The organism is Streptomyces sp. GL_141, from assembly GCF_057834385.1.
In genome coordinates, this window is record NZ_CM174402.1 from 5,656,145 (window position 1) to 5,680,239 (window position 24,095).

A 24,095-nucleotide genomic window follows, 5' to 3' on the forward strand; every position below is an offset into this window, starting at 1 on the left:
TCTGTCGTGTCCGCACTCCGGACGCGCGTTCCGTACTTCGAACTCGGGGAGACACCACCGTGCGCGCCACCCGCCACCGACGCCGGTCCATACCGGCCCTCGCCGCCCTCGCGGCCGCCGCCGTCGCGGCACCCGTCCTGCTCGCCGCCACCCCGGCGGCCGCCCACCCGCGCGAGGGCCGGCTGGCCAGGGAACTGGTGTCGGAGGTCACCGCCCGCGGCGCCTACCGCCACCTGGCGAAGTTCCAGCAGATCGCCGACGCCAACGGCGGCAACCGCGCCGCCGGCACCCCCGGCCACGCGGCCTCGGCCGCCTACGTCCACGACACGCTGAAGAAGGCCTGGTACGAGGTCTCGTACCAGGACTTCGACATCTACGAGGCGCACACGAAGACGGAGAAGACCACCGTCCTGAGCGGCGCGGACCCCCGTGAGCTGGCCACCGCCGCCTTCACCTTCACCACGTCCACCCCGGCCGGCGGGCTGACCGCCCCGCTCGCCCTCGCCCGGGTCGACGAGAGCCCCGGCTGCACGCCGGACGACTACGCGGCCGGCGCCTTCACCGGGAAGATCGCCCTGGTCAAGCGCGGCACCTGCACCTTCGTGGAGAAGCAGCGGGCCGCCGCCGCGGCCGGCGCGATCGGCGTGATCGTCTACAACCACAGCGGGACCACCCCGGTGCGCGGCACGTTCTCCTCGCCCGCCGAGGGGATCATCCCGAGCGCCGGGATCACCCTCGCCGACGGGGAGGAGCTGACCGCGGCCGCGGCGAAGGGCGAAGTGACCGTACGCCTGGACCTGGACCAGGAGCACGTGAGGAAGACCACCCGCAACGTGATCGCCGAGACCCGCGGCGGCCGCGCCGACCGCGTGGTCACGGTCGGCTCCCACCTGGACTCGGTCCCCGAGGGGCCGGGCATCAACGACAACGGCTCGGGCTCGGCCGGCCTGCTGGAGGTGGCCCTCGAACTCGCGGACGAGGGCGCCAACAAGAAGGGCAAGGGCAAGCGGACCGCCAACAAGGTCCGCTTCGCCTGGTGGTCGGCGGAGGAGCTCGGCCTGCTGGGCTCCGAGCACTACGTGGCGCAGCTGTCCGAGAAGCAGAAGAAGGACATCGCGCTCTACCTGAACTTCGACATGATCGCCTCGCCGAACCCGGTGCAGTTCGTCTACGACGGCGACGACTCGGACAGGACCGGCGAGGGCGCCGGACCGGCCGGCTCGGCGCAGATCGAGGCGCTGATCAACGGCTTCCTCGACAAGAAGGCCAAGCCGCACGAGGGCAGCGACTTCGACGGCCGCTCCGACTACGGCCCCTTCATCGCGAACGGCATCCCGGCAGGCGGCACCTTCACCGGGGCCGAGGGCATCAAGACGCCGGAGCAGGCGAAGCGGTACGGCGGCACGGCCGGGGCCCCGTACGACCCGAACTACCACGGGGCGGGGGACACCCTGAAGAACATCGACCTGAAGGCCTTCGACACCAACCTGGACGTGATCGCCCACGCGGTGGGCACGTACGCGCAGGACCTGAGCTCGCTGGGGAAGTAGTCCGCACCCGAGGGGGAAGCAGGGGGGAACCGGCGGGGGAAGGGCGGGGGAAACAGGCGGGGGCGGTGCTCTGACGAGCACCGCCCCCGCTGCGTTCAGGCTCCTACCGGATTACGGCAGGACCTTCTCGATCTGCACGCTGCCGGTGCCGGCGGCGGTGCCGCGGGCGTTGAGCAGCTTGACCTCGCCGAAGAACTGGCGGCCTTCCGGAGCGGCGCTGTTGACCAGCACGTTCGCGGAGACGGTCGCCGAGGCGCCGTTGGCGAGGTTGACCGCGGCGGCCTCGTCGACCTGGACGGTGCCCAGGGCGGCCGAGTAGTAGACGTCGCGGTAGTCGTACGCGGTGGAGCCGGACGGGATCGCGTAGCCGAACACCTCGATGGTGTAGGTGCCCGCGGCCGGGTTGACGAGGCTCACGGCCTCCTCGGAGTCGCCGTCGGCGGAGGAGCCGACCTTGACGCCGTCCTTGTACACGTCCAGGTCGAGGTCGGCGGCGGTGTCGGACACCTTGCCGATCGCGATGTCGAGGCGGGAGACGCCCTCGCCGATCGTGACCTCGGTGGTGTGGGTCTCACCAGCGGCGATGGTCGGCTTGGCGACCTTCGCGGAACCGAGCGGACCACCCTGGAGCTTGCCGCCGGAGATGGCGGCCCCGTCGTTCTTCACGGTCCACTGGACCGGCGCCGGGGTGCCCTGCTTGACCTCGGGCAGGACCTTGACCGCGGGGTCGAAGGCCGCGCCGAGCACGGAGACGTCCAGCTTGAACGGGTTGTCGAGCAGCGGCGACGTACGGCGCGACTCGACCTCGATCTCCCAGACGCCCGGCTGCGGGTTCGGGTACGAACGCAGGTCGGGGCGGCACTGGTTGGCCGGGTTGTCGTAGTTCGGGTAGCACTGGGTCGTCGCGCTGTCCTCGACGCCCACGCCGTACGGGTGGATCGAGATGAAGCGCGTCTGGCTGCCCGAGGCGAGTCCGCCGAGGGCGACCTCGAGGGTCTTCGCGCCCGCCGGGACGGTCACGAAGTACGACTTGTGGCTGTTGCGCTGCACGGAGGAGGTGTCCGAGTAGCTGTACGAGGGCTTCGCCAGCGGGGTGGAGACGACGACCGTGGAGAGGATCTGCTTGTCGATGCCCTCGGTGAAGGGGTCGTCGAGCTGCAGGATGCCGCTGTGGACGCCGGCCGTCTTGGCCTTGGCCTCGACCTTGATGGTGACCGGCTTGTTCAGCGGCAGGGTGACGTAGCCGTAGTCGCTGAGGACCTTGAACGTGCCGTCGTTGTTGCGCCAGCTCAGCTGGTGCGGGGTGCCGTACTTGACGCCCGTGGTGCGGGTGACGACGACGTCGTAGACCTTCTTCTGGCCGACCTTCAGGCCGCCCTCGCGGTCGTAGACGCCGGTGCCGGAGCCCGGGGTCTTCAGGAACTGGTCGATCGCGGTGTCGACCGGGGCCTTGACGGTGAAGTCGTTGGCCTTCGCGCCGCGCTGGATGGACTCCCACGCGCCGGGGATGTTGATGAGGCCCGCGCCCTGGGCGTGCGCCGGAACGTCCTCGATCTTCTTCGCGCTGCTGGTGAGCGCGATGCGCAGGTTCGCCGGGGTGAGCGCGATCTTCTGCTGCTTGGCGGCCGAGATCAGCAGGGCGCTGGCGCCCGCCGCCTGCGGCGAGGACATCGAGGTGCCCTGGAGCATGCCGTAACCGGCCGGCAGGGTGTAGCCGGCCTCCTTCACCGGTGCGCCGGGCAGCCAGGTCTGGATGGTGTTGATCGACGCGCCGGGGGCGGTGATCGTCGGCGTGAAGCCGCCGTCCTCACGCGGACCGCGGGAGGAGAAGGGGAACATGTTGTACTTCTTGGCCACGCCGGAGCCGTAGTTGGCCGCCCAGGTCTCCTTGGAGACCGCCGCACCCACGGAGATGACCTTGTCCGCGAGACCGGGGTCGCCGATGGTGTTGATGCCGGGGCCCTCGTTGCCCGCCGAGATGACGAGCTGGACACCGTAGGTGTCGATGAGGTTCTTGTAGAGCTCGGCGCGCGCGTTGTTGCCGTCGTTCAGGGCCGGCAGGCCGCCGATCGACATGTTGACGATGTCCACGCCGCGGTTGACGACGAGGTCGATCATGCCCTCGGTCAGCGCGATGTTGGTGCAGCCGCCGGACCAGGAGCAGGCGCGCGAGGAGACGAGCTTGGCGCCGGGCGCCTCGCCGTTCATCGCGCCGCCGAACAGGCCGTTGGCGGCGGTGATGCCCGCGACGTGCGTGCCGTGCTCGGACTCGATGATGCCGACGTTGACGAAGTCGGCCTTCTTGCCGACCCAGTCACCGCCCAGCGGGTCCATCGGGACGTCCTTGCGGATCTCGATCACGAACGGGATGCGCTCGGCGACCTCGGTCGCCGGGTTGTCCGTGCCGAAGTAGCCGATCTGGTAGCCGTCCTTGTACGGCTTCATCGGTTCGTTGTTCGTGAAGTCGTTGTCCTGGTCGGTGTCGACGCGGACGGTCCCGGCGACCGGGTCGTAGAGCAGGCCGAACCGGTCGGTGGTGTCCCCGTCCCGGTTGACGTCGCCCTTCATGTCGCCGTTGGCGGTGATCGACTCGGTGAAACGGCTCCACTGGAAGGAGCCCTCCGGGGCCTTCCAGCTGCCGCCGCCCGCGGTGAAGGTGCCACCGGCGACCGGGGTGATCTGCGCCCGCCAGGTGGCGTCGGAGTCCGTGATCGGGTCGGTCGCGGTGACCCAGTCGACGATCTTGCGCTCGCCGGTGGTGGTCTTCTGGAGCGCCGGGTGACCGAGGTCGACACCCGAGTCCATGATGCCGATGGTCACGCCGCGGCCGTCGGCCGTCGGGTTCTTCTTGAGGAAGTCCAGCGCACCCGTCTCGAAGGACGGGTTGTACGGGTTCTTCGCCGGGGTGGTCTTGCCCGGCCCGGGGTAGGTCTCGGCGGCGGTCCGCTTCACCGTCCCCGTCTCGCGGTCCGCGTCCGGACGGGGGTCCGGCAGCTGGATCTCGTGGCGCAGGTCGATGCCGTGCACGGAGGACAGCTTGGCGGCCGCCTTCAGCGCGGCCTCCGCCTTGTCGATCGGCAGGGTGGCGCGCACGTAGCCGAGCTTGTCGTACGTCTGGCCCACCGAGGCGCCCTGGACGTCGTCGAGCTGCTTGGCCACCTGCTGGGTCTCGCCGGGGGCCGTCGCGACCATGACCGTGACGGTCTTCTCGCCCTTGGTCTTGGCTTCCTGGAGCAGTTCGGCGTCGGCCGATCCGAGCTTCTCGTCGGCCGACTTCACCGCGGGGTTGGGCGCGGGGGTATTCGTGCCGGTCGCCGCGAAGACGGGCATGGCGCCGGTGGCCGCGAGGGCGGCAACCAGGCCGGCCGCGGCCGCGACGCGCGCGGCGCGTCGGGCCCCGGGTATGGAGCTGGGGGAGTCGAGGGTCATCAGCATCCCTGGCTAAGTGAAAGGTACGGTCCGGATTTCGGTGCCGGATGACCGGTCAGCCTCGCGTAAGTGACAGCTCTTTGGGGAGAGTTGTCACGGACCGATACCTACCGTGGCGGACTCCCGCCAGCTCGGGGCATACGCCAGAAGGCCCGTACCGGACCGAACCGGTGCGAACCTTCGGGGTGGAACATGGATTTGTAGACTTCCCGACCGTGCGTCAGGGGTCGGGCGGAGCCCGGTCTCAGATCGGGTGTGACAACTTCCGGGTGTTCAGCGCACGCGCGTGCGCGCGTAGTGGCGGGATGCTTTCGCCCGGTTTCCGCAGGCCGACATCGAGCACCAGCGCCGGGTGCCGTTGCGCGAGGTGTCGTGGAAGCGCAGTACGCAGGTCTCGGAGGCGCACTTGCGGATCCGGCCGGGGTCGGAGCCCAGCAGCTCCAGGTAGTCCCGGGCGGCCGTCCAGGCCGGACCCCAGGTCGGGTCGTCGAACTCCGTCCGCTCGCCCGGTCCGTCGGCGGTCAGCGTCGCCCGGATCCGCCCGTGCTCCAGGACCGCGTCGACCAGGGTGCGGGCGCTCTCGTCGGCCGGGTCCGCGACCGCGCGGGCCAGTGCCTCGCGGGCGGTCAGCAGGTGGACCAGGGTCGCGGCGTCGGCGCGGAAGCGGCCGGCCAGGCCGGTGCTCTCCAGCCAGAGCGCGAGCCCTTCGACGCGGGTGAGCCCGAAGGCCCCGGCGAAGAGGTCGACGGGTTCACCCTCCTGGACCCACCGGGTGTTCACCAGGTCCAGGGCCACCGGTTCCCCGGTCAGGGGTCGTCGGTCCGCCGTCGTCATGTCCGCCTCCTCGTGGTACTAACCCCTCAAGAGTACGTGAGCGGTTGACTCCCTAGGTTCTAACCTCTAATCTCAATTTAGAAGGTTAGAAATTAAGCAGTTCCTAGGCAGTTCTGGGGAAGGAACCGTTGTGACCACCGTCATCAGCAAGCTGCGCACCGGCCACGTGGGCCTGAACGTCACGGACCTCGACCGGTCGCTCGTCTTCTACCGGGACGGCCTCGGCTTCGAGCTGCTCGGCGAGGGCAAGGAGGAGGGCCGGCGCTTCGCCTTCCTCGGCCAGGACGGCGAGCTCGTGCTCACCTTGTGGCAGCAGGCGGAGGGGGCCTACGCACCCGGCGCGGCCGGACTGCACCACCTCGCGCTCTCCGCGGACGCCATCGAGGAGGTCAGGGCGTACGAGGAGCGGCTGCGTGCTCTGGGCGTCGATTTCGCCTACGAAGGGGTCGTCGCCCACGGCGAAGGGGCTGCTTCCGGCGGGATCTTCTTCCACGACCCCGACGGGACCCGTCTGGAGATCTCCGTGCCGAGCGGCGCCGAGGGCGCCGAGGCTCCCACCTCAGGGGCCCCGACCTGCGGGTTCTTCTAATGTCCGGGTACCACTGGGGCTCGCTGGCGATCCAGGAGCGGGTCGGTGTCCGCGAGCACGCCGTGCACGTCGGCCAGTCCATCACCCCGTACATCAAGGACGTGGCGGCGGCCTTCCTGGGGCTGCAGCCGCACCTGGTCGTCGGAGCGGCCGATCCCGGAGGTCTGCTCTGGGCCTCACTGCTGACCGGCGCCCCCGGGTTCGTACGGGCCACCGGGCCGGACCGGATCGCCGTCAAGGGCGGGATCCCCGAAGGCGATCCGCTCACCGAGGCGCTGGCCACCGCCGGCACCCGGGTCGGGACCATCTCCCTCGACCCGCGCACCCGGCGCCGGATGCGGCTGGGCGGAACCCTGGAGGTGACCCCCGGCGGGTTCGCGCTGTCGGCCGAACGGGTCTTCGCCAACTGCCCCAAGTACCTCCAGAAGCGGCAGCCTGTCCAGCTCGTCGCCGAAGGAGCCGGTGTCGTGCGGCGCGGGGACGCGCTCACCCCCGACCAGGAACGGGCCGTCCGCGCCGCCGACACCTTCTTCGTCGCCACCTCCGCGGGGGCGGACGGGGCCGACGCGAGCCACCGGGGCGGAATGCCGGGCTTCGTCGAGGTGCTGTCCCCGACCGAACTGGCCTGGCCGGACTACGCGGGCAACGCCATGTTCCTCACGTTGGGGAACCTGCTGGCGGACCCGCGGGCCGGACTGCTGTTCCCGGACTGGGAGAGCGGGGCGCTGCTCCAGCTCAGCGGGCGGGCGGAGCCCGAGTTCGGGCCGGGCGGGGACCGGCGGGTCCGGTTCCGGATCGAGTCGGTGGTTCAGAGCCTGCACCCGGGGCGGCTGGTGTGGAGCGCCCCGGAGTACTCGCCGGCGAATCCTCCGCTGTAGGGCGCTCACCTGGGCAGGACGACGAGGTAGGCGGCGGGCTCGCGGTCGGCGGACGCGGTCAGGGCGGTCCGTACGACCGCCGCCTGCTGCTCGGGCCAGTCGCGGAGCTTGCGCGGGGTGATGAACAGGACGGTCACCCCGCACCGCTCCAGGGTCTCCCGCTTGCGGACGGACTCCGACCACGCCTCGTCCTCGCCCTGGCGCGGGGCCCGGGTGTCGATCTCCACGGCCACCGCCTGCTCCGGCCAGTACGCGTCGACCCCGCCCAGGTGCGGGCCGCCGGGCAGCCGCAGGTCCACGTTCCAGACGGGCTCGGGGAGTTCGAAGCCCCGTACGAGCTGGTACAGCCGGTCCTCGGCGATGGCCCGGCCCTCGGCGAGCAGCGATTCGACGGCGTCCACCACGTGCGGGCGGTTCAGCAGCCGGGCCACCGTCAGCTCCCGCACCACGGCGGCCGGTTCGCAGTGCCCGCCGCGGACGGCTTCGCTGAGCAGACGGCGGACCGTACCGGCGTCGGAGAGGTGGGCGACGGCGTCGGCGACGGCGCGGGCCACGGGGGCGACGGGCAGCCCGGTGACCTCCAGGGGCCGGGGCGGGGTGTGCGTCCGGACGATGCGGACCTGTCCGGCGGAGCGCAGCCGGCGGGTGTTCGGGACGAGCACGTCGATCTGGGGGAGGCCGAGCAGGGCGGGGGCGGAGGAGAACCGGTACAGCGCGAGGGCGGCCAGCCCGGTGATCATGACTTCGTCCCCGCGGCGCCCCGCGTACAGGAGCGCCGCGTGCAGCCGCTCCTCGCTCGTCGCGGGACCGGAGTGGAGCAGGAACACCCCCGGCAGGATCTGCTGCCAGGACCGCTCGGCGGCGTCGGAGGCGGAGACCCCGTGCTCGCGGAGCTGGGCCAGCGACAGCACGCGGGGGCGGTTGTCGGTGAGGTGGGCGAGGGGGAGGGGTGCGTTGTGGTTCATGACGCTGAGATTCCCTCAGGCCATGGCCTCGCTAACCCCTGTTACACATCCGTCGGCAAATCGGGACAAGCCGGGGCTAAAGTACGGACGTTCGACTGCCGATGGCACGCCCCGCTGACCAGGCCGGGCACCGCTTCCGGGAACCAAAACGCCGGCGGGACTGGAAAATCCAGCCCCGCCGGCGTTTGAGCCGCGGGTCCGGAAAGTCCAGCCCCTCCGGCGGTAGAGCCGCGGGTCCGGAAAGTCCAGCCCCTCCGGCGTTTGAGGAGCGGGGTCTGGGGCGGAGCCCCAGGGAACGGTGGAAGGGCGGGTAGGGGAAGGCCCCGCAGGGTCAGCCCGCCGCCACGTCGCAGGCCTGCGCACGCAGCGCACGGGCCAGGTCGTCACGGGACTCCAGCACCAGGCGGCGCAGCGCCGGCGCGGCATCCGCATGGGCATCGAGCCACGCGTCCGTCGCGTCCAGCGTCTCCTGGGAGTCCTGCAGCGACGGGTACAGCCCCCGCACCACGTCCATGCCGATCTGGATCGACCGGTCGGCCCAGACCCGCTCGATGACGTCGAAGTACCGGCCGGTGTACGGCGCGAGCAGGGCTCGCTGCGAAGACCGCTGCATCCCCGCGATCGTCGCCTCGACCAGCGCGTTCGACAGCGCGTCCGACTCGACGACCGCGGCCCACGCCTGGTCCTTGACCGCCGCCGACGGCCGCGCCGCCAGGCACCGGACCTGGTGCCGCTTGCCCGACGCCGTGTCGTCCCGCGCCAGTTCGGCCGCGAGGACCTCCTCGCCGATCGCCCCGTGCGCGGCCAGCGGCAGCAGGAAGTCCCAGCGCAGCTCCTGGTCCACCTCCAGCCCGTCGATCCGCGCCGATCCTTCCAGCAGCCCCAGCAGCAGCTGGAAGTCACCCTCGGTCGCCGCGCCCGCCGCGAAGAAGCGGGCCCAGGTGAGCTGGTGCTCCGAGCCCGGCTCCGCGAACCGCAGTTCCTGCAGCGCGCACGCCGCCAGCACCTTGCCGCCCTGCTCCCGCCAGTCGGGCGCCGCGTAGTGGGTGACCGCGGTCAGCGCCTGCGCGTGCAGCATCTGGAGGACGCCGACGTCCGTCTCCCGGCCCGCGTGGGCCAGTACGAGCGAGATGAAGTCCCGCGCCGGCATCAGCCCGTCGCGCGTCAGGTTCCACAGCGCCGACCAGCACAGCGCGCGGCTCAGCGGGTCCGTCACCGAGCCCAGGTGCGAGCGCAGCGCGGCCAGCGACCCCTCGTCGAAGCGGATCTTGCAGTACGTCAGGTCCTCGTCGTTGACGAGCACCAGCGCCGGCTTCTCCTGGCCGGTCAGCTCGGTGACGACCGTCCGGGCCCCGGCGACGTCCGCCTCGGCCCGCGCGTAGCGGACGAGCGCGCCGTCCGGGTCCAGCCGGTACAGGCCCACCGCGACCCGGTGCGGGCGCAGCTCGTCGCCGTCCTGGACCACCGCCAGCTCGGTCACCCGGCCGCCCGCGTCGCAGGTCACCACCGGGGTCAGCGCGTTCACGCCGGCCGTCTGCAGCCAGGTCCGCGACCACTCGGCCATGTCCCGTCCGGACACCTCCGCGAGCACCGACAGCAGGTCGTCCAGGGTGGTGTTCCCGTAGGCGTTCGCCTTGAAGTAGCGCCGCGCGCCCTCCAGGAAGGCGTCCCGGCCCACGTACGCCACGAGCTGCTTGAGCACCGCCGCGCCCTTGGCGTAGGTGATGCCGTCGAAGTTCAGCTTCGCGTCCTCCAGGTCACGGATGTCGGCCGTGATCGGGTGCGTGGAGGGCAGCTGGTCGGCCCGGTAGGCCCACGCCTTGCGGCTGTTGGCGAAGGTGACCCAGGCCTGGTCGAAGCGGGTGGCCTCGACCAGCGCGAAGGAGCCCATGAAGTCCGCGAAGGACTCCTTCAGCCACAGGTCGTCCCACCACTTCATGGTGACGAGGTCGCCGAACCACATGTGCGCCATCTCGTGCAGGATCGTGTTCGCGCGCCGCTCGTACGAGGCCTGCGTGACCTTCCCGCGGAAGATGTACTCCTCCCGGAAGGTCACCATCCCCGGGTTCTCCATCGCGCCCAGGTTGTACTCGGGCACGAAGGCCTGGTCGTACTTCCCGAAGGGGTACGGGTAGTCGAAGATCTCGTGGAAGAGGTCGAAGCCCTGCTTCGTGACGAGGAACACCTCGTCCGCGTCGAAGTGCTTCGCCAGCCCCTTGCGGCAGATCGCGCCGAGCGGGATCGTCAGCTCCCCGCGCGTGTAGGAGTCCGTGACGTAGTGGTACGGCCCCGCCACCACGCACGTGATGTACGTGGAGATCGGCGCGGTCTCGGCGAAGCGCCGGGTCTGCCCCTCGCGGGACTCCTCGACACCGTTGCTCCAGACCTGCCAGCCCTCGGGCGCGGTCACCTCGAAGCGGTACGGGGCCTTGAGGTCGGGCTGCTCGAAGTTCGCGTACACCCGCCGGGCGTCGGCCGGCTCGTACTGGGTGTAGAGGTAGACCTCGCCGTCCTCCGGGTCCACGAAGCGGTGCATGCCCTCGCCGGTCCGGCTGTACGCGCAGTCGGCGTCGACCACGAGCACGTTCTCGGAGGCCAGTGCGTCCAGGGCGATCCGCGCGCCGTCGAAGACGACGGCCGGGTCCAGCTCGCGCCCGTTGAGGGTCACGGCGTTCACCCTGGGTGCGATGAGGTCCGCGAAGCTCGCGGCGCCCGGAGCGGCGGCCCGGAAGCGGACGGTGGTCACCGACCGGAACGTCCTGGGGCCGTCGGCCGGTTCGGCCTCGTCCACCGCGGACCTCAAGTCGAGGACCACCTCGTACCCGTCGACGGACAGCAGCTCGGCCCGTTCGCGGGCCTCGTCACGGGACAGATTCTCTCCGGGCACGTGCACTCCTTCGTGCGTGATCGCGATACCTGACCGAATCCTCCCACGGGGGAATGCGTGTGCGGTCGGAGCGGTTGGGCAGGGAGGAACGTTCCGATCTGAGGAGAGACATGGCTGACACCCAGGTGCGCGAGAAGACCGCTGTCGACTTCTGGTTCGACCCGCTCTGCCCCTGGGCCTGGATGACGTCCCGCTGGATGCTGGAGGTCGAGAAGGTCCGTGACGTAGAGGTCCGCTGGCACGTGATGAGCCTCGCGGTCCTGAACGAGAACAAGCTCGACGAACTGCCCGAGCGCTACCGCGAACTGCTCGGCCCCAAGGGCTGGGCTCCCGTGCGCGTGGTCGTGGCCGCCCAGCAGAAGTTCGGCGACGAGGTGACGGGCAAGCTCTACACCGCGCTGGGCACCCGCTTCCACAACGAGGGAACGGGCCCGACCCGCGAGGCGATCGCCGAGGCCCTGGACGAGGTGGGCCTGCCCGCCGAGCTGCTCCACTACGCGGACTCCGACGAGTACGACGAGGTCCTGCGCGACTCCCACAACGACGGCATCAACCGCGTCGGCCAGGAGGTCGGCACCCCGGTCATCTCCGTGCCCGGCGCCGACGGCGAAGAGGTCGCCTTCTTCGGACCGGTCGTCACCCCCGCCCCGCGCGGCGAGGCCGCGGCCCGCCTGTGGGACGGCACCCTGCTCGTCGCCTCCACCCCCGGCTTCTACGAGATCAAGCGCACCCGCACCCAGGGCCCGATCTTCGACTGACCCGACCGGCTTCGACTAGCAGGGGTCCGGTTCCTCCCTTAACGTCCCCCTATGGGGACTAGCCCGACACGGGAGGAGCCGATCGGCCGCAGCGGCGGCCGGGCGGAGCCCGCGATACCGAACGACAACGCCGCGCACGCCAGCCTGCCCGCACGCCCCCGAGACCGGGTGCTGCGGGCAGCCTGCGTTGCGGTGCCCCCGCTGTGGACGGCCCTCGGGGTCCGCCAGGCCGCCGGCACCCTGCGCCACTACCTCCGGGGCACGGGCCGCCCGTACCGGGTCGACGCCCGGGCGCTGCTCGCCGTGCCCGCCGTACGGGCGGACGTGGACCGGCGGCTGCGCGAGTGGCGCCGGGCCGCGCGGGTGCTCGGCGAGCCCGGCGCGTACGCGGCGGACAGCGGCTGGCGCGGGGTGCTGATCACCCGGCGCGCCCGCGAGGGGGGCAGCGCGGACTGGTGGCTGGCGCTGCGCGGGGCCCAGTACCGGATCAGCGGCACGGTACGGGTCCACGGGGACGGCTCCGTGGTCAGCGACTACCGCTTCCAGGTGCACAAGAGCTGGAACTTCGACCGGGGGGAGTCGGAGTTCGGCGTCCCCTTCACCCCCTTCGCACGCCTCCACGAGACCGGGCTGGCGCGGGAGTTCACGGTGGTCGGCGAGGTGGACGGACTCGTCGACCAGGAGGCCGGTGCGGGCAACGAGGGCACCGCGGACATCGGGGACGCCGCGGAAGGCGCAGAAGGCCCCCGCGAGTCACGTCCTCGCGAGGGCCTTCTGGTGGACACGCCCGCGAGTGAAGGCTGAGAAGACGATCACGAGGCGGACGGGCTGGTGGGGCTGATCAGCCCTTGGCGGGGATCAGCAGCGGGGTGTTCGCCTTGGCGTCGGCGTAGCGCTTGGCCACGTCCTGCCAGTTGACGACGTTCCACATGGCCTCGATGAAGTCCACCTTCTGGTTCTTGTACTGAAGGTAGAAGGCGTGCTCCCAGGCGTCGAACACGAGGACCGGGGTGCTGGCCACGCCGACGTTGCCCTGGTGGTCGTAGATCTGCTCGACGATCAGGCGGCCGCTGACGGGCTCGTACGCGAGCACGCCCCAGCCGGAGCCCTGGGTCGCGGAGGACGCGAAGGTCAGCTGCTTCTTGAACTTTGCGAAGGAGCCGAAGGAAGCGGTGATCGCGTCGGCCAGCTCGCCCAGACCGTCGGTCGCGGTGGGCTCGCCGCCGCCCTCGCCGGTCTTCGGGCTGGCCATGTTGTGCCAGTAGATGCTGTGCAGGATGTGGCCGGAGAGGTGGAACGCGAGGTTCTTCTCCAGGCCGTTCAGCGCGCCCCAGTTCTCCTTCTCGCGCGCCTCCTCCAGCTGCTCCAGCGTGTTGTTGGCGCCCGTGACGTAGGCCGCGTGGTGCTTGTCGTGGTGCAGCTCGATGATCTGCGGGTTGATCACCGGCTCGAGAGCCGCGTAGTCGTAAGGAAGCTCAGGAAGCGTGTAAATGGCCATGCGTGTATCCGGTCCCCTCGGCGTGCCAACTGCTTATTGCAATCAATGCGCAACTGCACGCTAGCAGTATCTATTCCTCGATTCTCATAAGGGTCACCTCACTTGGGGGACCTCCGGAACGCCGAAGGCCGGGCCCATGCGATCGCATGAGTCCGGCCTTCGGGACCGCCGTCCGGCGGGGCGTTACGCGGCTTCGCGCGCCGCCGCCCGGCGCTGGAGGACGTAGCCGGTGGCGGCCAGGGCCACGGTCAGGCCGCCGGTGAAGACGAGCTGGATGCGGGTGTCGTCGCCCATGGCCATCAGGACCAGGACCCCGGCGAGTCCGGCCAGCGCGACCCAGGTCAGATAGGGGAAGCCCCACATCTTCACGACCAGCTTCTCGGGGGCCTCGCGCTCCATGCGGCGCCGCAGCAGGAACTGCGAGACGGCGATGAAGCCCCAGACGACGAGGATGACGCCGCCGACCATGTTCAGCAGCCAGGCGAAGAGGGTGTCGGGGTACCAGTACGACAGCAGCACGGTGACGAAGCCGAAGCCGGAGGAGGCCAGCACCGCCCGGCGCGGCACCCGGCCGGAGAGCTTGCCCAGTGCCTGGGGGCCCTGGCCGCGGGAGACCAGGGAGTAGGCCATGCGGGAGGAGCCGTAGATGTTCGCGTTCATCGCGGACAGCAGGGCGATCAGGATGACCACGTTCATGACCTGGCCGGCGTGCGGGATGCCCAGGTGGTCCAGGGTGGCCGCGTACGGGCCGTCGGTGGTGACCGCCGGGTCGTTCCACGGCAGCAGCGTGACGATGACCAGCATCGAGCCGACGTAGACGATCGCGATCCGCCACATGGTGGTCTTCACGGCCTTGGCGACGCCGCGGACCGGGTTGTCGGACTCGGCGGCCGCGATGGTCACCGTCTCCAGCCCGCCGTACGCGACCACGGAGGCGAGCAGGCCGACCAGCAGCCCGTCCACGCCGTTGGGCAGGAAGCCGCCGTCGTGCAGCAGGTTGGCGGTGCCGGGGGAGCCGGTGCCGGGCAGCAGGCCCAGGACGGCCAGCACGCCCAGGCCCAGGAAGAGGGCGATCGCGCCGATCTTCAGGGCGGCGAACCAGAACTCGAACTCGCCGAAGTTGGAGACGGCGGCCAGGTTGGAGCCGCAGAACATCGCCATGAAGACCAGCACCCACATCCACGAGGGGGTGCCCGGGAACCAGCCCGTCATGATGTGCGCCGCGCCGATGGCCTCGATGGCCACGCCCACGCACAGCAGGGTCCAGAACATCCAGCCGGCGGTGAAACCGGCCCACGGGCCGATGGCCCGCTCCGCGTGCACCGAGAAGGAGCCGGAGGCCGGGTTCGCGGCGGACATCTCGCCGAGCATCCGCATCACGAACATCACGAGCAGCCCGGAAGCGGCGTAGGCGAGCACGATCGAGGGACCGGCGGCCGCGATGCCGGCGCCGGAACCGACGAAGAGGCCCGCACCGATGACCCCGCCGAGGGCGATCATCGAGAGGTGGCGCTGCTTGAGTCCGTTGCCGAGGGGCGATCCTGCGTCGCCGGCGGGCGGCGCGTCCTGTGCGCGGGGGGCGGCGGTCGTGTGGCTCATGGGTGGTGCCTGTCCGTTGTGCGGGGGGACGGGGTGGACCGCCCCAGTCTCGACCGTGTCCGATCATCGGACACTCTTCGTCCGATATTCGGACAGTCGGATGACCGGCCGTGATCATCCCCGTACGCTGACGAACGGACCCGAACGTACGACGGAGGCTCGAATGGACCACGGCATACGGGAATTGGCCGCGACGGGCCGGGGAGTGCTGGTCACCGGAGCCTCCCGGGGCATCGGACGGGCGATCGCCACCGCGTTCGCCGAGCAGGGCGACCGGGTCGCGGTGCACAGCACGGCCGGCGGGCCCGACGCCGAGCGGACCCTCGCGGACCTGCCGGGCGAGGGCCACGTCCTCGTCGCCGGCGACCTCACCGACCCGGCGCGCGTGGAAGCCCTCGCCGCCGAGGCCGAGGAGGCGCTCGGCGGGATCGACGTGCTCGTGAACAACGCCGCCGTGATGGTCGCGCACCCGCTGCCCACCACCTCCTACGCCGACTGGCAGGCCGCCTGGCAGCACACGGCCGCGGTCAACCTGTTCGGTACGGCCAACCTGGCCTACTGCGCGGCCCGCCGCATGATCGACGGCGGCCGCGAGGGGCGCATCGTCACCATCGGCTCGCGCGGAGCCTTCCGCGGAGAGCCCGACCACCCCGCCTACGGCGCCACCAAGGCGGCGCTGCACGCGCTCGGCCAGTCCCTCGCCGTCTCCCTCGCCCCGCACGGCATCGCGGTGGCCTCCGTCGCACCGGGCTTCGTGGCCACCGAACGGGTCGCCGACCGGCTCGACGGAGAGGAGGGCGAGCGGATCCGGGCACAGAGCCCCTTCGGCCGCGTGGGCACCCCGCAGGAGATCGCCGCCGCCGTGCTCCACCTGGCCTCGCCCGCGGCACGCTGGAGCTCGGGCGCCGTCCTCGACGTCAACGGGGCCTCCTACCTGCGCACCTGACGCGGCAAGGCCCCCGCGCGGTGTGCGCGGGGGCCTTGCGCGAGGACCGGCGGAGTCAGGACTTCGGGGTACGGATCTCCCGGATCCACGCCACCAGCAGCACGGCGGCCGCGGCCCCCGTGGACCACAGCAGCTGCGGCCGCGCCGAATCGTCGAACAGCATCAGGACCAGCACCGTGGCCATCCCGACCAGCGCCGCCCACGTCGCGTACGGGAACAGCCACATCGGCAGCGTCAGCCGCTCGGGCATGTCCCGCTCGATCTTCGCCCGCAGCTTCAGCTGCGAGACCGCGATCAGGATCCACACGAAGATCAGCACCGCGCCGACCGCGTTGAGCATGTAGAGGAAGATGGTGTCCGGCCACAGCAGGTTCAGCACCACCGAGACGAACCCGAAGGCCACCGACGCGAAGACCGCCCGGCGCGGCACCCCGCCGCCCGACACCTTCAGCAGGGCCTTCGGCGCCTCGCCGCGCTCCGCCAGCGAGAACACCATGCGGGAGGACCCGTAGAGGTTCGCGTTGAGCGCCGACAGCAGGGCCACGAAGATCACGACGTCCATGATCTGGCCGGCGTGCGCGATGCCGATCGAGTCGAGGACGGCCACGTAAGGGCTCTGGCCCGGCGTCAGCGAGTCCCACGGCAGCAGGGTCACGATGACCAGCATCGAGCCGACGTAGAAGAAGAGGATGCGCCAGACGGCGCTGCGCACGGCGCGGGACACGGACCGGGCCGGGTCGTCCGACTCGGCGGCCGCGATGGTGACGACCTCCAGGCCGCCGAAGGCGAAGACGACGGCCAGCATGCCGGCGACCACCCCGCTCGCGCCGTTCGGGAAGAAGCCGCCCTGACCGGTCAGGTTGGCCATGCCGACCGGGTCCGTATCGGGGAGCAGGCCGAAGACGGCGAGCGTGCCGAGGATCAGGAACAGCACGATGGCGCCGACCTTGAGGGCCGCGAACCAGAACTCGAACTCGCCGAAGTTCCGCACGGCGGCCAGGTTGCTCACGGTGAAGACCACCATGAAGAGGAGCACCCAGACCCACTGGTCCACCGAGGGCAGCCAGCCGTTCGCGATCTTCGCCGCGGCGGTCGCCTCCACGGCCAGCACCACGACCAGCAGGAACCAGTACAGCCAGCCGGCCGAGAAGCCGGCCCAGCGGCCGAGAGCCTTCTCCGCGTAGACGGAGAAGGAGCCGGAGGCGGGCATCGCCGCCGACATCTCGCCGAGCGCCCGCATCACCAGCATCGCGAGGATGCCCGCGAGCAGGTACGAGCAGATGATCGCGGGGCCGGCGATGGTGATGCCGGCGCCGGAGCCGACGAACAGCCCGGCGCCGATGACGCCGCCGAGGCCCAGCATGGTCAGGTGGCGCTGTTTGAGGCTGTGGCTCAGGGGCTCCGGTGGGAGCTCGTCCGTGGTGCCGGGAGGGGCGGACGGGAGGTCGCGCATGAGGGGTGCTCGTACTCTCTGATGGCCTGGCGGCGGTGGGGGCTCCGCGACAGTTGGAGGGACCCTACAGTCTCTCCGGAGAGCGCCCATCCGCGCAAAACGGACGTGTCTGCCGTCATTGCCCGTGATGCGGATCACTCCAACAGGGGCACTGGACGGGGTCTTTGTGTACTCCCCACCAAACCGGGGAGTACGGCTTTGTCCCGGGCCACCCTGATGCGGCCCCGGACCCGGCACTAACGTCGGTGATCGTCCCTGCCGCCCCCACCCCCCGCGGAGTCTCCGATGAGCACTGCTTCCGTCTCCTTCCGGCCCGGCGCCGTCCTCGCCGACCTGCTGCCCGCGAGCCGCGTCCGCGATATCGCGCTCGTGGCCGGCGGAGCCGCGCTCACCGGTCTGGCCGCGCAGATCGCCGTGCCCGTCCCCGGCTCCCCGGTCCCCGTCACCGGCCAGACCTTCGCGGCCCTCCTGGTCGGGACCGCCTTCGGCGCCCGCCGCGGCTTCCTCTCGCTGGCGCTCTACGCCCTCGTCGGCATGGCCGGCGTTCCGTGGTTCGCGGGCGGCAGTTCCGGCGCGGGCGGCGCCTCCTTCGGCTACGTGCTCGGCATGCTGCTCGCCGCCACCGTCGTGGGCGCCCTCGCGCGGCGCGGCGCCGACCGCTCGGTGCCGCGTACGGCGGGCACGATGGTGCTGGGCTCCGCGATCGTCTACGCCGTCGGCGTGCCCTACCTCGCGCTGTCCACCGGGATGTCCTTCGGCGCGGCCGTCGCGGCCGGGCTGACGCCCTTCCTGATCGGCGACGCCCTCAAGGCGGCGCTGGCGATGGGCCTGCTGCCGGCCGCCTGGAAGCTCCTCGGCCGCGCGTGAGGGCTCGTACCCCACACGCTTCACGCGTCTCACATGTTTCACACGGCAGCCCCGGACCGCGCAATGCGGTCCGGGGCTGCCGTCGCTTCCGGAGCGGCTACGCGGAGGCCTTCAGGGCGGCCTTGCGGCGCAGGTCCCGCACCACGCCGATGGCGATCACCACGGCAGCGACCAGCAGCGACAGCAGGACGATCTCGCGGTTGTCCTTGTCGTAGACCATGTAGCCGAGGACGAAGGTGATCATCGCGGCGGTGGCCCAGGTCAGGTACGGGAAGAGCCACATCTTCACCGTCACCTTCTCCGGGGCCTCGCGCATGAGGATCCCGCGCATCCGCAGCTGGGTCAGGCAGATGACCAGCCACACGAACAGCGCGATCGCGCCCGAGGCGTTCAGCAGGAAGCTGAAGACCGTGTCCTTGAAGGCGTAGTTGAAGTACACGGCGAGGAAGCCGAAGACGACCGAGCCCAGGATGGCGGCCGTCGGCACGCCCCGCTTGTTCACCTTGGCGAAGGCCTTCGGGGCGTCACCGCGCTCGCCCAGCGAGAAGGCCATGCGGGAGGCGGTGTACAGACCCGAGTTCAGGCAGGACAGCACGGCCGTCAGGACGATCACGTTCATGATCTGGCCGGCGTGCGCGATGCCGATCGAGTCCAGGGCGGCGACGTACGAGCCCTTCTCCACGATCGACGCGTCGTTCCACGGCAGCAGGGTCAGCACGATGAAGATCGAGCCCAAGTAGAAGACGCCGATGCGCCAGATCACCGAGTTGGTGGCCTTGGTGACCGCGCGCCGCGGGTCCTCGGACTCGCCGGCGGCCAGCGTGACGATCTCGCTGCCCATGAAGGAGAAGACGACCATCAGCACACCGGTGAGGACCGAGCCCCAGCCGTTCGGCATGAAGCCGCCCGTGTCGGTGAGGTGGGCGAAGCCCGCACCCGGGTTGTCCGAGCCCGGCAGCACGCCGAAGACGGCCAGCATGCCGATGATCACGAAGGCGCCGATGGCGACCACCTTGATGCCGGCGAACCAGAACTCGAACTCGCCGTACGAGGCGACCGAGCCGAGGTTGGTGACCGTCAGCACGGCCATCACGATCAGCGCCCAGGCCCACTGCGGGACGGCCGGGACCCAGCTTTCGAGGATGACGGCGCCGGCGGTGGCCTCCACGGCCAGGACGACGACCCAGAAGAACCAGTACAGCCAGCCGATGGAGAAACCGGCCCAGCGGCCGAGCGCCCGGTCGGCGTACGCGGAGAAGGATCCGGAGTTCGGGCTGGCGGCGGCCATCTCGCCCAGCATCCGCATCACGAAGACGACCATCGCGCCGACCAGCGCGTAGGACAGCAGGATGGCGGGACCGGTCTTGGCGATACCGCCGCCGGAGCCGACGAAGAGCCCGGCGCCGATGACGCCGCCAATGGCGATCATGGACAGGTGGCGGTTCTTGAGACCGGCCTTCAGGCCGTCGGAGGGCTTGCCTTCACCGGGATCGCCGGTGGGGGAGCCTTCCTTCTGAAGGGTCGTCGTGGAACTCATGAACGGATCCTTAGGTTCTCGGGTGGCGAGCCCCGGCATTCAAACCCGAGATGAACGCAGGGCGGAAGACCCCAATCCGGATCGTTGCGGCGGGACGAACGTCCAGGACCTAGGTCCCGTGGTGTCCCATCTGCGTTCTTTGGGTTTACTTGAGCTTTAGAAGTGACTTACGCGACACCCCGCGGCGGGTCCCCGGCCCGGCTCGTGCCACACTCGGACCATGCGCGTGTACCTCGGATCCGACCATGCCGGCTTTGAGCTCAAGAACCACCTGGTGGACTGGCTCAAGAACAACGGCCACGAGCCCGTCGACTGCGGGCCCCACATCTACGACGCGGTGGACGACTACCCGCCGTTCTGCCTCCGCGCAGCGGAGAAGACCGCCGCGGACGCCGGCTCCCTCGGCATCGTGATCGGCGGCTCCGGCAACGGCGAGCAGATCGCCGCGAACAAGGTCAAGGGCATCCGCGCCATCCTCGCGTGGAGCGTCCAGACCGCCGAGCTCGGCCGTGAGCACAACAACGCCAACGTCATCTCCGTCGGCGGCCGGATGCACACCCAGGACGAGGTCGTCAGCTTCATCGACGCCTTCCTGAAGACGCCGTACTCCGACGAGGAGCGCCACACCCGGCGGATCGACATGCTCTCCGCCTACGAGACCACCGGCGAGCTCCCCCCGATCCCGGCGCACCACCCGCAGGGCTGATCCCGCTTCCGGCCGCGACGCCCTCCGGGGCGGCGCGGCCGGTTTTTCATGTCCCGGCTTTTCATGTCCCGGTTTTTCGTTCGCGAGGAGTACTGCCGTGCCCGAGGGGCATACGATCCACCGCCTCGCCGAGGACCACACCGAGCGCTTCGCCGCCCGGCCGGTCCGGGTGAGCAGCCCGCAGGGCCGGTTCGCCGAGAGCGCGGCCCTGCTCGACGGCCGCGAGCTGGAATCCGCCGAGGCGCACGGCAAGCACCTGTTCCTCGAACTCGGCGACGCCTGGATCCACATCCACCTCGGCCTCTTCGGGAAGCTCGGCTTCGGCCCCGCCCCGGCCCCGCCCGCAGCCGAAACCGTCCGGCTCCGGCTGCTGAACGAGGACCACTACGCCGATCTGCGCGGCCCCACCGCCTGCGCGCTCATCGGTGAGGGCGAGAAGAAGGCGATACACGACCGGCTCGGCCCGGACCCGCTGCGCCCCGCCGACGACCCCGACCGCGCCTGGGCCCGGATCTCCCGCTCCCGCACCACCGTGGCCGCCCTCCTCATGGACCAGAAGGTCGTCTCGGGCGTCGGCAACGTCTACCGCGCCGAGGTCCTCTTCCGGCACGGCATCGACCCCTACCGCGCCGGCAAGGACCTCACCCGCCGCGAATGGGACGCGATCTGGGCCGACCTCGTCCTCCTGATGCGCGAGGGCGTGCGCAACAACCGCATCGACACCGTCCGCGACGAACACCTGCCCGAGGCCATGGGCCGCCCGCCGAGGGTGGACGACCACGGCGGCGAGGTGTACGTCTACCGGAGGGCGAACATGCCCTGCCACATCTGCGGGGGCGAGATCCGCACCGCCGGTCTCGCCGCCCGCAACCTCTTCTGGTGCCCGGGCTGCCAGTCCCGCTAGCCGGGCGCTCCGGCTAGAAGCCGTGCGGCAGCCAGGGGGCCACGTCTCCCGCGAAGGCGCGGGAGGTACGGGCCAGCGCGCCCGGCCGCACCTCGCGCACCAGACCCGCCGAGGCCAGCGAGGTCAGGGAGACCCCGCCGAGGTAGGCCGCGCCGAGCTCCCGCACCGACAGCTCCAGGTCGGCCGGGTCCTCCGTCCGGGTACAGACCGCGGACCCGTCCGCTCCGACGGCCAGCCGCCAGCGCCCCGCGTTCCACGGGCAGAACGCGTCCTCGACCTCCAGCACCACGTCCACCGGAGCCCCGTAGGCCCGCGCGGCCAGCGCCGCCGGCAGGTCCACGAGCCGTACGTGCATCGAGTCGCGCAGCCGCACCTTCGTCCGCCGGACATCGGTGACCAGGTGCAGCAGCGCATCGTCCGCCGGCCGCTTGAAGGCCCGTACGGTCCAGGTCAGGTCGATGGAGAACAGGTATCGCCACAGCGCCGCGTACGCCGCCGGGTCGAGCGCGTCGAGGTCCGCCACGTCCACCCGGCCGTCCGAGCCGGTCAGGTCCCACTCGGGCTTGACCCGGTAGCGGGCGTACCCGACCACTTCGCCGTCCGCCCGCTCGGCGACCACGCACTTCATCGGCGACCCGCCGTTCCGCGTCGCCTCCGGGTCGAGCAGCGCCTGCAGCTCCCAGCCGGGCTGCCGGGCCGGCATCCCGGGGCGGCCCGCGAGCAGCGCCGCGTAGACCCGCTCGCAGTCGGCCAGGGCCTTGCGCGGATCGACCAGCCGCAGCCGTACGTCGTCGGTCCCCGGCGGCACGGAGAGCCGTACGCGGGTCGTGTCGATCTCCACCGACATCGAGTAGGCGGCGGTGCCGTAGCCGAAGCGCCCGTAGATCGCCGGATCCGAGGCCGTCAGCACGGCGATCGGTTCACCACCCGCCCGGACGTCGTCCAATTGGCGCCGCATCAGGGAAGAGAGCAGGCCCCGCCTGCGGTGGGTGGGGGAGACGCCCACCATCGTCACCCCGGCGGCCGGGACGAGCGCCCCGCCCGGCACGGAGAGCCGGAAGGAGAAGGCCCCGGCCGTGGCCACGCAGGCCCCGCCGTCCCAGACGCCGAGGGAGCGCTCCGTCTCCGTCAGCGACCTGTAGAGCTCCCGCTCCTCGGGGGACTCGGGCACCCCGCCGAACGCCAGTTCCAGCTGGTCGTACCAGACATCCCACTCATCCGCCTGCAATACGCGCGTCTCAAGAGCCATACGGCCATCCCTATCAGGGCAATCCGTCCCGGTCGATCTCTTTTCGGTCGCCGATGGGCCCATCTCAGGGGGTACCCCTGCGCGCGCACAGCCAGGATGGATAGGGTCCCGAAGCAATGGCCGGAGCACACGTGGAGTCCCTCCTGGCCCGGTCCCGCATGATGTGGCACCGGGCGCGCACCGCGCTGCGCAAATCCGCCGTCGACTACTTCCGCGGCGACGCCTCCGACTGGCTGGCCTTCGGCGGCCTGCTCCTGACCATTCCGGCCATCGCCTGCGGCACGCTGATGCTGCCCGTGTGGTTCTCGCCCGCCGCCCTCGTCCTGCCGATCGTGGCCGGCGGCCTCCTCCTCCGCCCCGCCAGCCTGCTCGCCCTGTACGCGGCCTCCGCGGCCGCGCTCATCGTCGAGGCCCTCGTCCTCGGCCCCTACACCCAGGGCCCGGCACGGGTCACCCCCGGCACCGTCCTCGTCGTCGCTGCCTGCGGGTTCTTCGGCCTGGTCATCGCCCAGTTCCGCAGCCGCGTCGGCGTGCCCTGGCGGCGCGGCGGCACCATGCTCTTCGACCTGCGCGAACGCATCCGGGTCCAGAGCAAGCTGCCCGCCCTGCCGCGCGGCTGGCACCGGGAGATGGCCCTGCGCCCGGCCGGCGGGCAGTCCTTCTCCGGCGACTTCGTCGTCGCCGCCCGCACCAACGGCGGCCGCACCCTGGAGATCGTCCTCACCGACGTCTCCGGCAAGGGCATGGAAGCGGGCTCCCGGGCCCTCCTCCTCTCGGGCGCCTTCGGCGGCCTGCTGGGCGCCCTGCCCCCGCACGGCTTCCTGCCCGCCGCCAACGGCTACCTGCTCCGCCAGGACTGGGACGAGGGCTTCGCCACCTCCATCCACCTCGTCCTGGACCTGGAGACCGGCGACTACGAACTCCTCTCCGCCGGCCACCTCCCCGCCCTCCAGCTCTCCGCCGGCACCGGCCGCTGGCAGGAGAAGACCGGCGAGGGCCCGCTCCTCGGCGTCTACGACGGGGCCGAATTCACCCCGGCCCGCGGCAACCTCCGCCCCGGCGACGTCCTGATGCTCTTCACCGACGGCCTGGTCGAAACGGCCGACCGCGACATCAGCGAGGGCATCGACCGCCTCACCGGCGAGGCCGACCGCTACGTCGGCGCCGGCTGGGAGGGCGCGACCTGGCACCTCATCGAAAAGGTGGCCAAGGACGTCAACGACGACCGAGCCCTCCTCTTGATCCGCCGCGCGCCCTTCTAAACGCGCCGCTCGCCTTTTCGACGCGCCGCTCGCGCGGTGCGGCCCTGGGGGGCCTTACCGGCTTCGCGCCGCTGCGCCGGGCACCTTTTCGACGCGCCGCTCGCGCGGTGCGGCCCTGGGGGGCCTTACCGGCTTCGCGCCGCTGCGCCGGGCACCTTTTCGACGCGCCGCTCGCGCGGTGCGG

At 71.1% G+C, this 24,095-nt stretch carries 19 protein-coding genes; 10 read left to right on the forward strand and 9 right to left on the reverse strand.

From position 1 onward, the window contains the following. Positions 1–59: 59 nt before the first annotated feature. Complete coding sequence (locus tag AC3IX6_RS25100; RefSeq protein WP_489364803.1) at positions 60–1,550, forward strand: M28 family metallopeptidase; 1,491 nt, start codon at positions 60–62, stop codon at positions 1,548–1,550. 111 nt (positions 1,551–1,661) lie between these two features. On the opposite strand, the gene AC3IX6_RS25105 is transcribed toward AC3IX6_RS25100, so the two are convergent. Together AC3IX6_RS25105 and AC3IX6_RS25110 are read right to left on the reverse strand one after the other, a co-directional pair. Beyond that, a complete protein-coding gene (locus AC3IX6_RS25105; RefSeq protein ID WP_489364805.1) occupies positions 1,662–4,979 on the reverse strand; it encodes a S8 family serine peptidase in 3,318 nt (1,105 codons plus the stop codon). A 273-nt stretch (positions 4,980–5,252) separates the two neighbouring features. Continuing rightward, positions 5,253–5,813 carry a CGNR zinc finger domain-containing protein gene (locus tag AC3IX6_RS25110; RefSeq protein WP_489364807.1) on the reverse strand — a complete coding sequence of 187 codons (561 nt, stop codon included), beginning with the start codon at positions 5,811–5,813 and terminating at the stop codon, positions 5,253–5,255. Positions 5,814–5,943: 130 nt separating this feature from the next. Between AC3IX6_RS25110 and AC3IX6_RS25115 the strand changes: the two genes are divergently transcribed. Together AC3IX6_RS25115 and AC3IX6_RS25120 are read left to right on the forward strand one after the other, a co-directional pair. Then, on the forward strand, positions 5,944–6,402 hold the full coding sequence (locus AC3IX6_RS25115) for a VOC family protein (protein ID WP_489364809.1): 459 nt from the start codon (positions 5,944–5,946) through the stop codon (positions 6,400–6,402). Then, positions 6,402–7,280 carry a pyridoxamine 5'-phosphate oxidase family protein gene (locus tag AC3IX6_RS25120; protein ID WP_489364811.1) on the forward strand — a complete coding sequence of 293 codons (879 nt, stop codon included), beginning with the start codon at positions 6,402–6,404 and terminating at the stop codon, positions 7,278–7,280. Before AC3IX6_RS25115 ends, AC3IX6_RS25120 begins: the two co-directional genes overlap by 1 nt. Before the next feature lie 5 nt (positions 7,281–7,285). Here the strand turns inward: AC3IX6_RS25120 and AC3IX6_RS25125 are convergent, their stop codons facing one another. Continuing rightward, on the reverse strand, positions 7,286–8,245 hold the full coding sequence (locus AC3IX6_RS25125) for a hypothetical protein (RefSeq protein WP_489364813.1): 960 nt from the start codon (positions 8,243–8,245) through the stop codon (positions 7,286–7,288). Positions 8,246–8,576: 331 nt separating this feature from the next. Then, positions 8,577–11,132: an aminopeptidase N gene (gene pepN / locus AC3IX6_RS25130; RefSeq protein WP_489364815.1), complete on the reverse strand. Its 2,556-nt coding sequence runs from the start codon at positions 11,130–11,132 to the stop codon at positions 8,577–8,579. Positions 11,133–11,242: 110 nt separating this feature from the next. Here pepN and AC3IX6_RS25135 point away from each other — a divergent pair, with 110 nt between their 5' ends. Both AC3IX6_RS25135 and AC3IX6_RS25140 read left to right on the forward strand, forming a co-directional pair. Further along, positions 11,243–11,890, forward strand: a complete 648-nt coding sequence (locus AC3IX6_RS25135) for a mycothiol-dependent nitroreductase Rv2466c family protein (RefSeq protein ID WP_274553302.1) — start codon at positions 11,243–11,245, stop codon at positions 11,888–11,890. Between the two features lie 51 nt (positions 11,891–11,941). After that, a complete protein-coding gene (locus AC3IX6_RS25140) occupies positions 11,942–12,694 on the forward strand; it encodes a hypothetical protein (RefSeq protein ID WP_489364817.1) in 753 nt (250 codons plus the stop codon). Between the two features lie 37 nt (positions 12,695–12,731). Here AC3IX6_RS25140 and AC3IX6_RS25145 read toward each other — a convergent pair whose 3' ends face one another. Next, on the reverse strand, positions 12,732–13,388 hold the full coding sequence (locus tag AC3IX6_RS25145; protein ID WP_489364819.1) for a superoxide dismutase: 657 nt from the start codon (positions 13,386–13,388) through the stop codon (positions 12,732–12,734). Between the two features lie 183 nt (positions 13,389–13,571). Beyond that, positions 13,572–14,987 carry an amino acid permease gene (locus AC3IX6_RS25150; RefSeq protein WP_489364821.1) on the reverse strand — a complete coding sequence of 472 codons (1,416 nt, stop codon included), beginning with the start codon at positions 14,985–14,987 and terminating at the stop codon, positions 13,572–13,574. Between the two features lie 163 nt (positions 14,988–15,150). Between AC3IX6_RS25150 and AC3IX6_RS25155 the strand changes: the two genes are divergently transcribed. Beyond that, complete coding sequence (locus AC3IX6_RS25155) at positions 15,151–15,933, forward strand: SDR family NAD(P)-dependent oxidoreductase (RefSeq protein ID WP_489364823.1); 783 nt, start codon at positions 15,151–15,153, stop codon at positions 15,931–15,933. A 55-nt stretch (positions 15,934–15,988) separates the two neighbouring features. Here the strand turns inward: AC3IX6_RS25155 and AC3IX6_RS25160 are convergent, their stop codons facing one another. Beyond that, complete coding sequence (locus tag AC3IX6_RS25160; protein WP_489364825.1) at positions 15,989–17,386, reverse strand: amino acid permease; 1,398 nt, start codon at positions 17,384–17,386, stop codon at positions 15,989–15,991. Positions 17,387–17,671: 285 nt separating this feature from the next. Between AC3IX6_RS25160 and AC3IX6_RS25165 the strand changes: the two genes are divergently transcribed. After that, a complete protein-coding gene (locus tag AC3IX6_RS25165) occupies positions 17,672–18,253 on the forward strand; it encodes a biotin transporter BioY (RefSeq protein WP_489364827.1) in 582 nt (193 codons plus the stop codon). A 97-nt stretch (positions 18,254–18,350) separates the two neighbouring features. Here the strand turns inward: AC3IX6_RS25165 and AC3IX6_RS25170 are convergent, their stop codons facing one another. Continuing rightward, positions 18,351–19,790 carry an amino acid permease gene (locus AC3IX6_RS25170; RefSeq protein ID WP_489364829.1) on the reverse strand — a complete coding sequence of 480 codons (1,440 nt, stop codon included), beginning with the start codon at positions 19,788–19,790 and terminating at the stop codon, positions 18,351–18,353. Between the two features lie 220 nt (positions 19,791–20,010). On the opposite strand from AC3IX6_RS25170, the gene AC3IX6_RS25175 reads away from it, so the two are divergent. Together AC3IX6_RS25175 and AC3IX6_RS25180 are read left to right on the forward strand one after the other, a co-directional pair. Then, positions 20,011–20,496, forward strand: coding sequence for a ribose-5-phosphate isomerase (locus tag AC3IX6_RS25175; protein WP_250739491.1), 486 nt, complete (start codon positions 20,011–20,013; stop codon positions 20,494–20,496). A gap of 97 nt (positions 20,497–20,593) precedes the next feature. Next, positions 20,594–21,400 (forward strand): Fpg/Nei family DNA glycosylase, encoded by an 807-nt coding sequence (locus tag AC3IX6_RS25180; protein WP_489364831.1) that lies wholly within the window; start codon positions 20,594–20,596, stop codon positions 21,398–21,400. Between the two features lie 13 nt (positions 21,401–21,413). Here the strand turns inward: AC3IX6_RS25180 and AC3IX6_RS25185 are convergent, their stop codons facing one another. Then, complete coding sequence (locus AC3IX6_RS25185; RefSeq protein WP_489364833.1) at positions 21,414–22,649, reverse strand: GNAT family N-acetyltransferase; 1,236 nt, start codon at positions 22,647–22,649, stop codon at positions 21,414–21,416. Between the two features lie 116 nt (positions 22,650–22,765). Between AC3IX6_RS25185 and AC3IX6_RS25190 the strand changes: the two genes are divergently transcribed. Next, a complete protein-coding gene (locus AC3IX6_RS25190) occupies positions 22,766–23,911 on the forward strand; it encodes a PP2C family protein-serine/threonine phosphatase (protein ID WP_250739488.1) in 1,146 nt (381 codons plus the stop codon). Positions 23,912–24,095 lie beyond the last annotated feature (184 nt).

Excerpts from the sequence above, each read along its gene's own strand:
- AC3IX6_RS25105 (WP_489364805.1), bottom strand. The coding sequence starts at position 4,979 with ATGACCCTCGACTCCCCCAGCTCCATACCCGGGGCCCGACGCGCCGCG.
- AC3IX6_RS25110 (WP_489364807.1), bottom strand. The coding sequence starts at position 5,813 with ATGACGACGGCGGACCGACGACCCCTGACCGGGGAACCGGTGGCCCTG.
- AC3IX6_RS25120 (WP_489364811.1), top strand. The coding sequence starts at position 6,402 with ATGTCCGGGTACCACTGGGGCTCGCTGGCGATCCAGGAGCGGGTCGGT.
- AC3IX6_RS25125 (WP_489364813.1), bottom strand. The coding sequence starts at position 8,245 with ATGAACCACAACGCACCCCTCCCCCTCGCCCACCTCACCGACAACCGC.
- AC3IX6_RS25135 (WP_274553302.1), top strand. The coding sequence starts at position 11,243 with ATGGCTGACACCCAGGTGCGCGAGAAGACCGCTGTCGACTTCTGGTTC.
- AC3IX6_RS25140 (WP_489364817.1), top strand. The coding sequence starts at position 11,942 with ATGGGGACTAGCCCGACACGGGAGGAGCCGATCGGCCGCAGCGGCGGC.
- AC3IX6_RS25145 (WP_489364819.1), bottom strand. The coding sequence starts at position 13,388 with ATGGCCATTTACACGCTTCCTGAGCTTCCTTACGACTACGCGGCTCTC.
- AC3IX6_RS25150 (WP_489364821.1), bottom strand. The coding sequence starts at position 14,987 with ATGAGCCACACGACCGCCGCCCCCCGCGCACAGGACGCGCCGCCCGCC.
- AC3IX6_RS25155 (WP_489364823.1), top strand. The coding sequence starts at position 15,151 with ATGGACCACGGCATACGGGAATTGGCCGCGACGGGCCGGGGAGTGCTG.
- AC3IX6_RS25160 (WP_489364825.1), bottom strand. The coding sequence starts at position 17,386 with ATGCGCGACCTCCCGTCCGCCCCTCCCGGCACCACGGACGAGCTCCCA.
- AC3IX6_RS25165 (WP_489364827.1), top strand. The coding sequence starts at position 17,672 with ATGAGCACTGCTTCCGTCTCCTTCCGGCCCGGCGCCGTCCTCGCCGAC.
- AC3IX6_RS25170 (WP_489364829.1), bottom strand. The coding sequence starts at position 19,790 with ATGAGTTCCACGACGACCCTTCAGAAGGAAGGCTCCCCCACCGGCGAT.
- AC3IX6_RS25175 (WP_250739491.1), top strand. The coding sequence starts at position 20,011 with ATGCGCGTGTACCTCGGATCCGACCATGCCGGCTTTGAGCTCAAGAAC.
- AC3IX6_RS25185 (WP_489364833.1), bottom strand. The coding sequence starts at position 22,649 with ATGGCTCTTGAGACGCGCGTATTGCAGGCGGATGAGTGGGATGTCTGG.
- AC3IX6_RS25190 (WP_250739488.1), top strand. The coding sequence starts at position 22,766 with ATGGCCGGAGCACACGTGGAGTCCCTCCTGGCCCGGTCCCGCATGATG.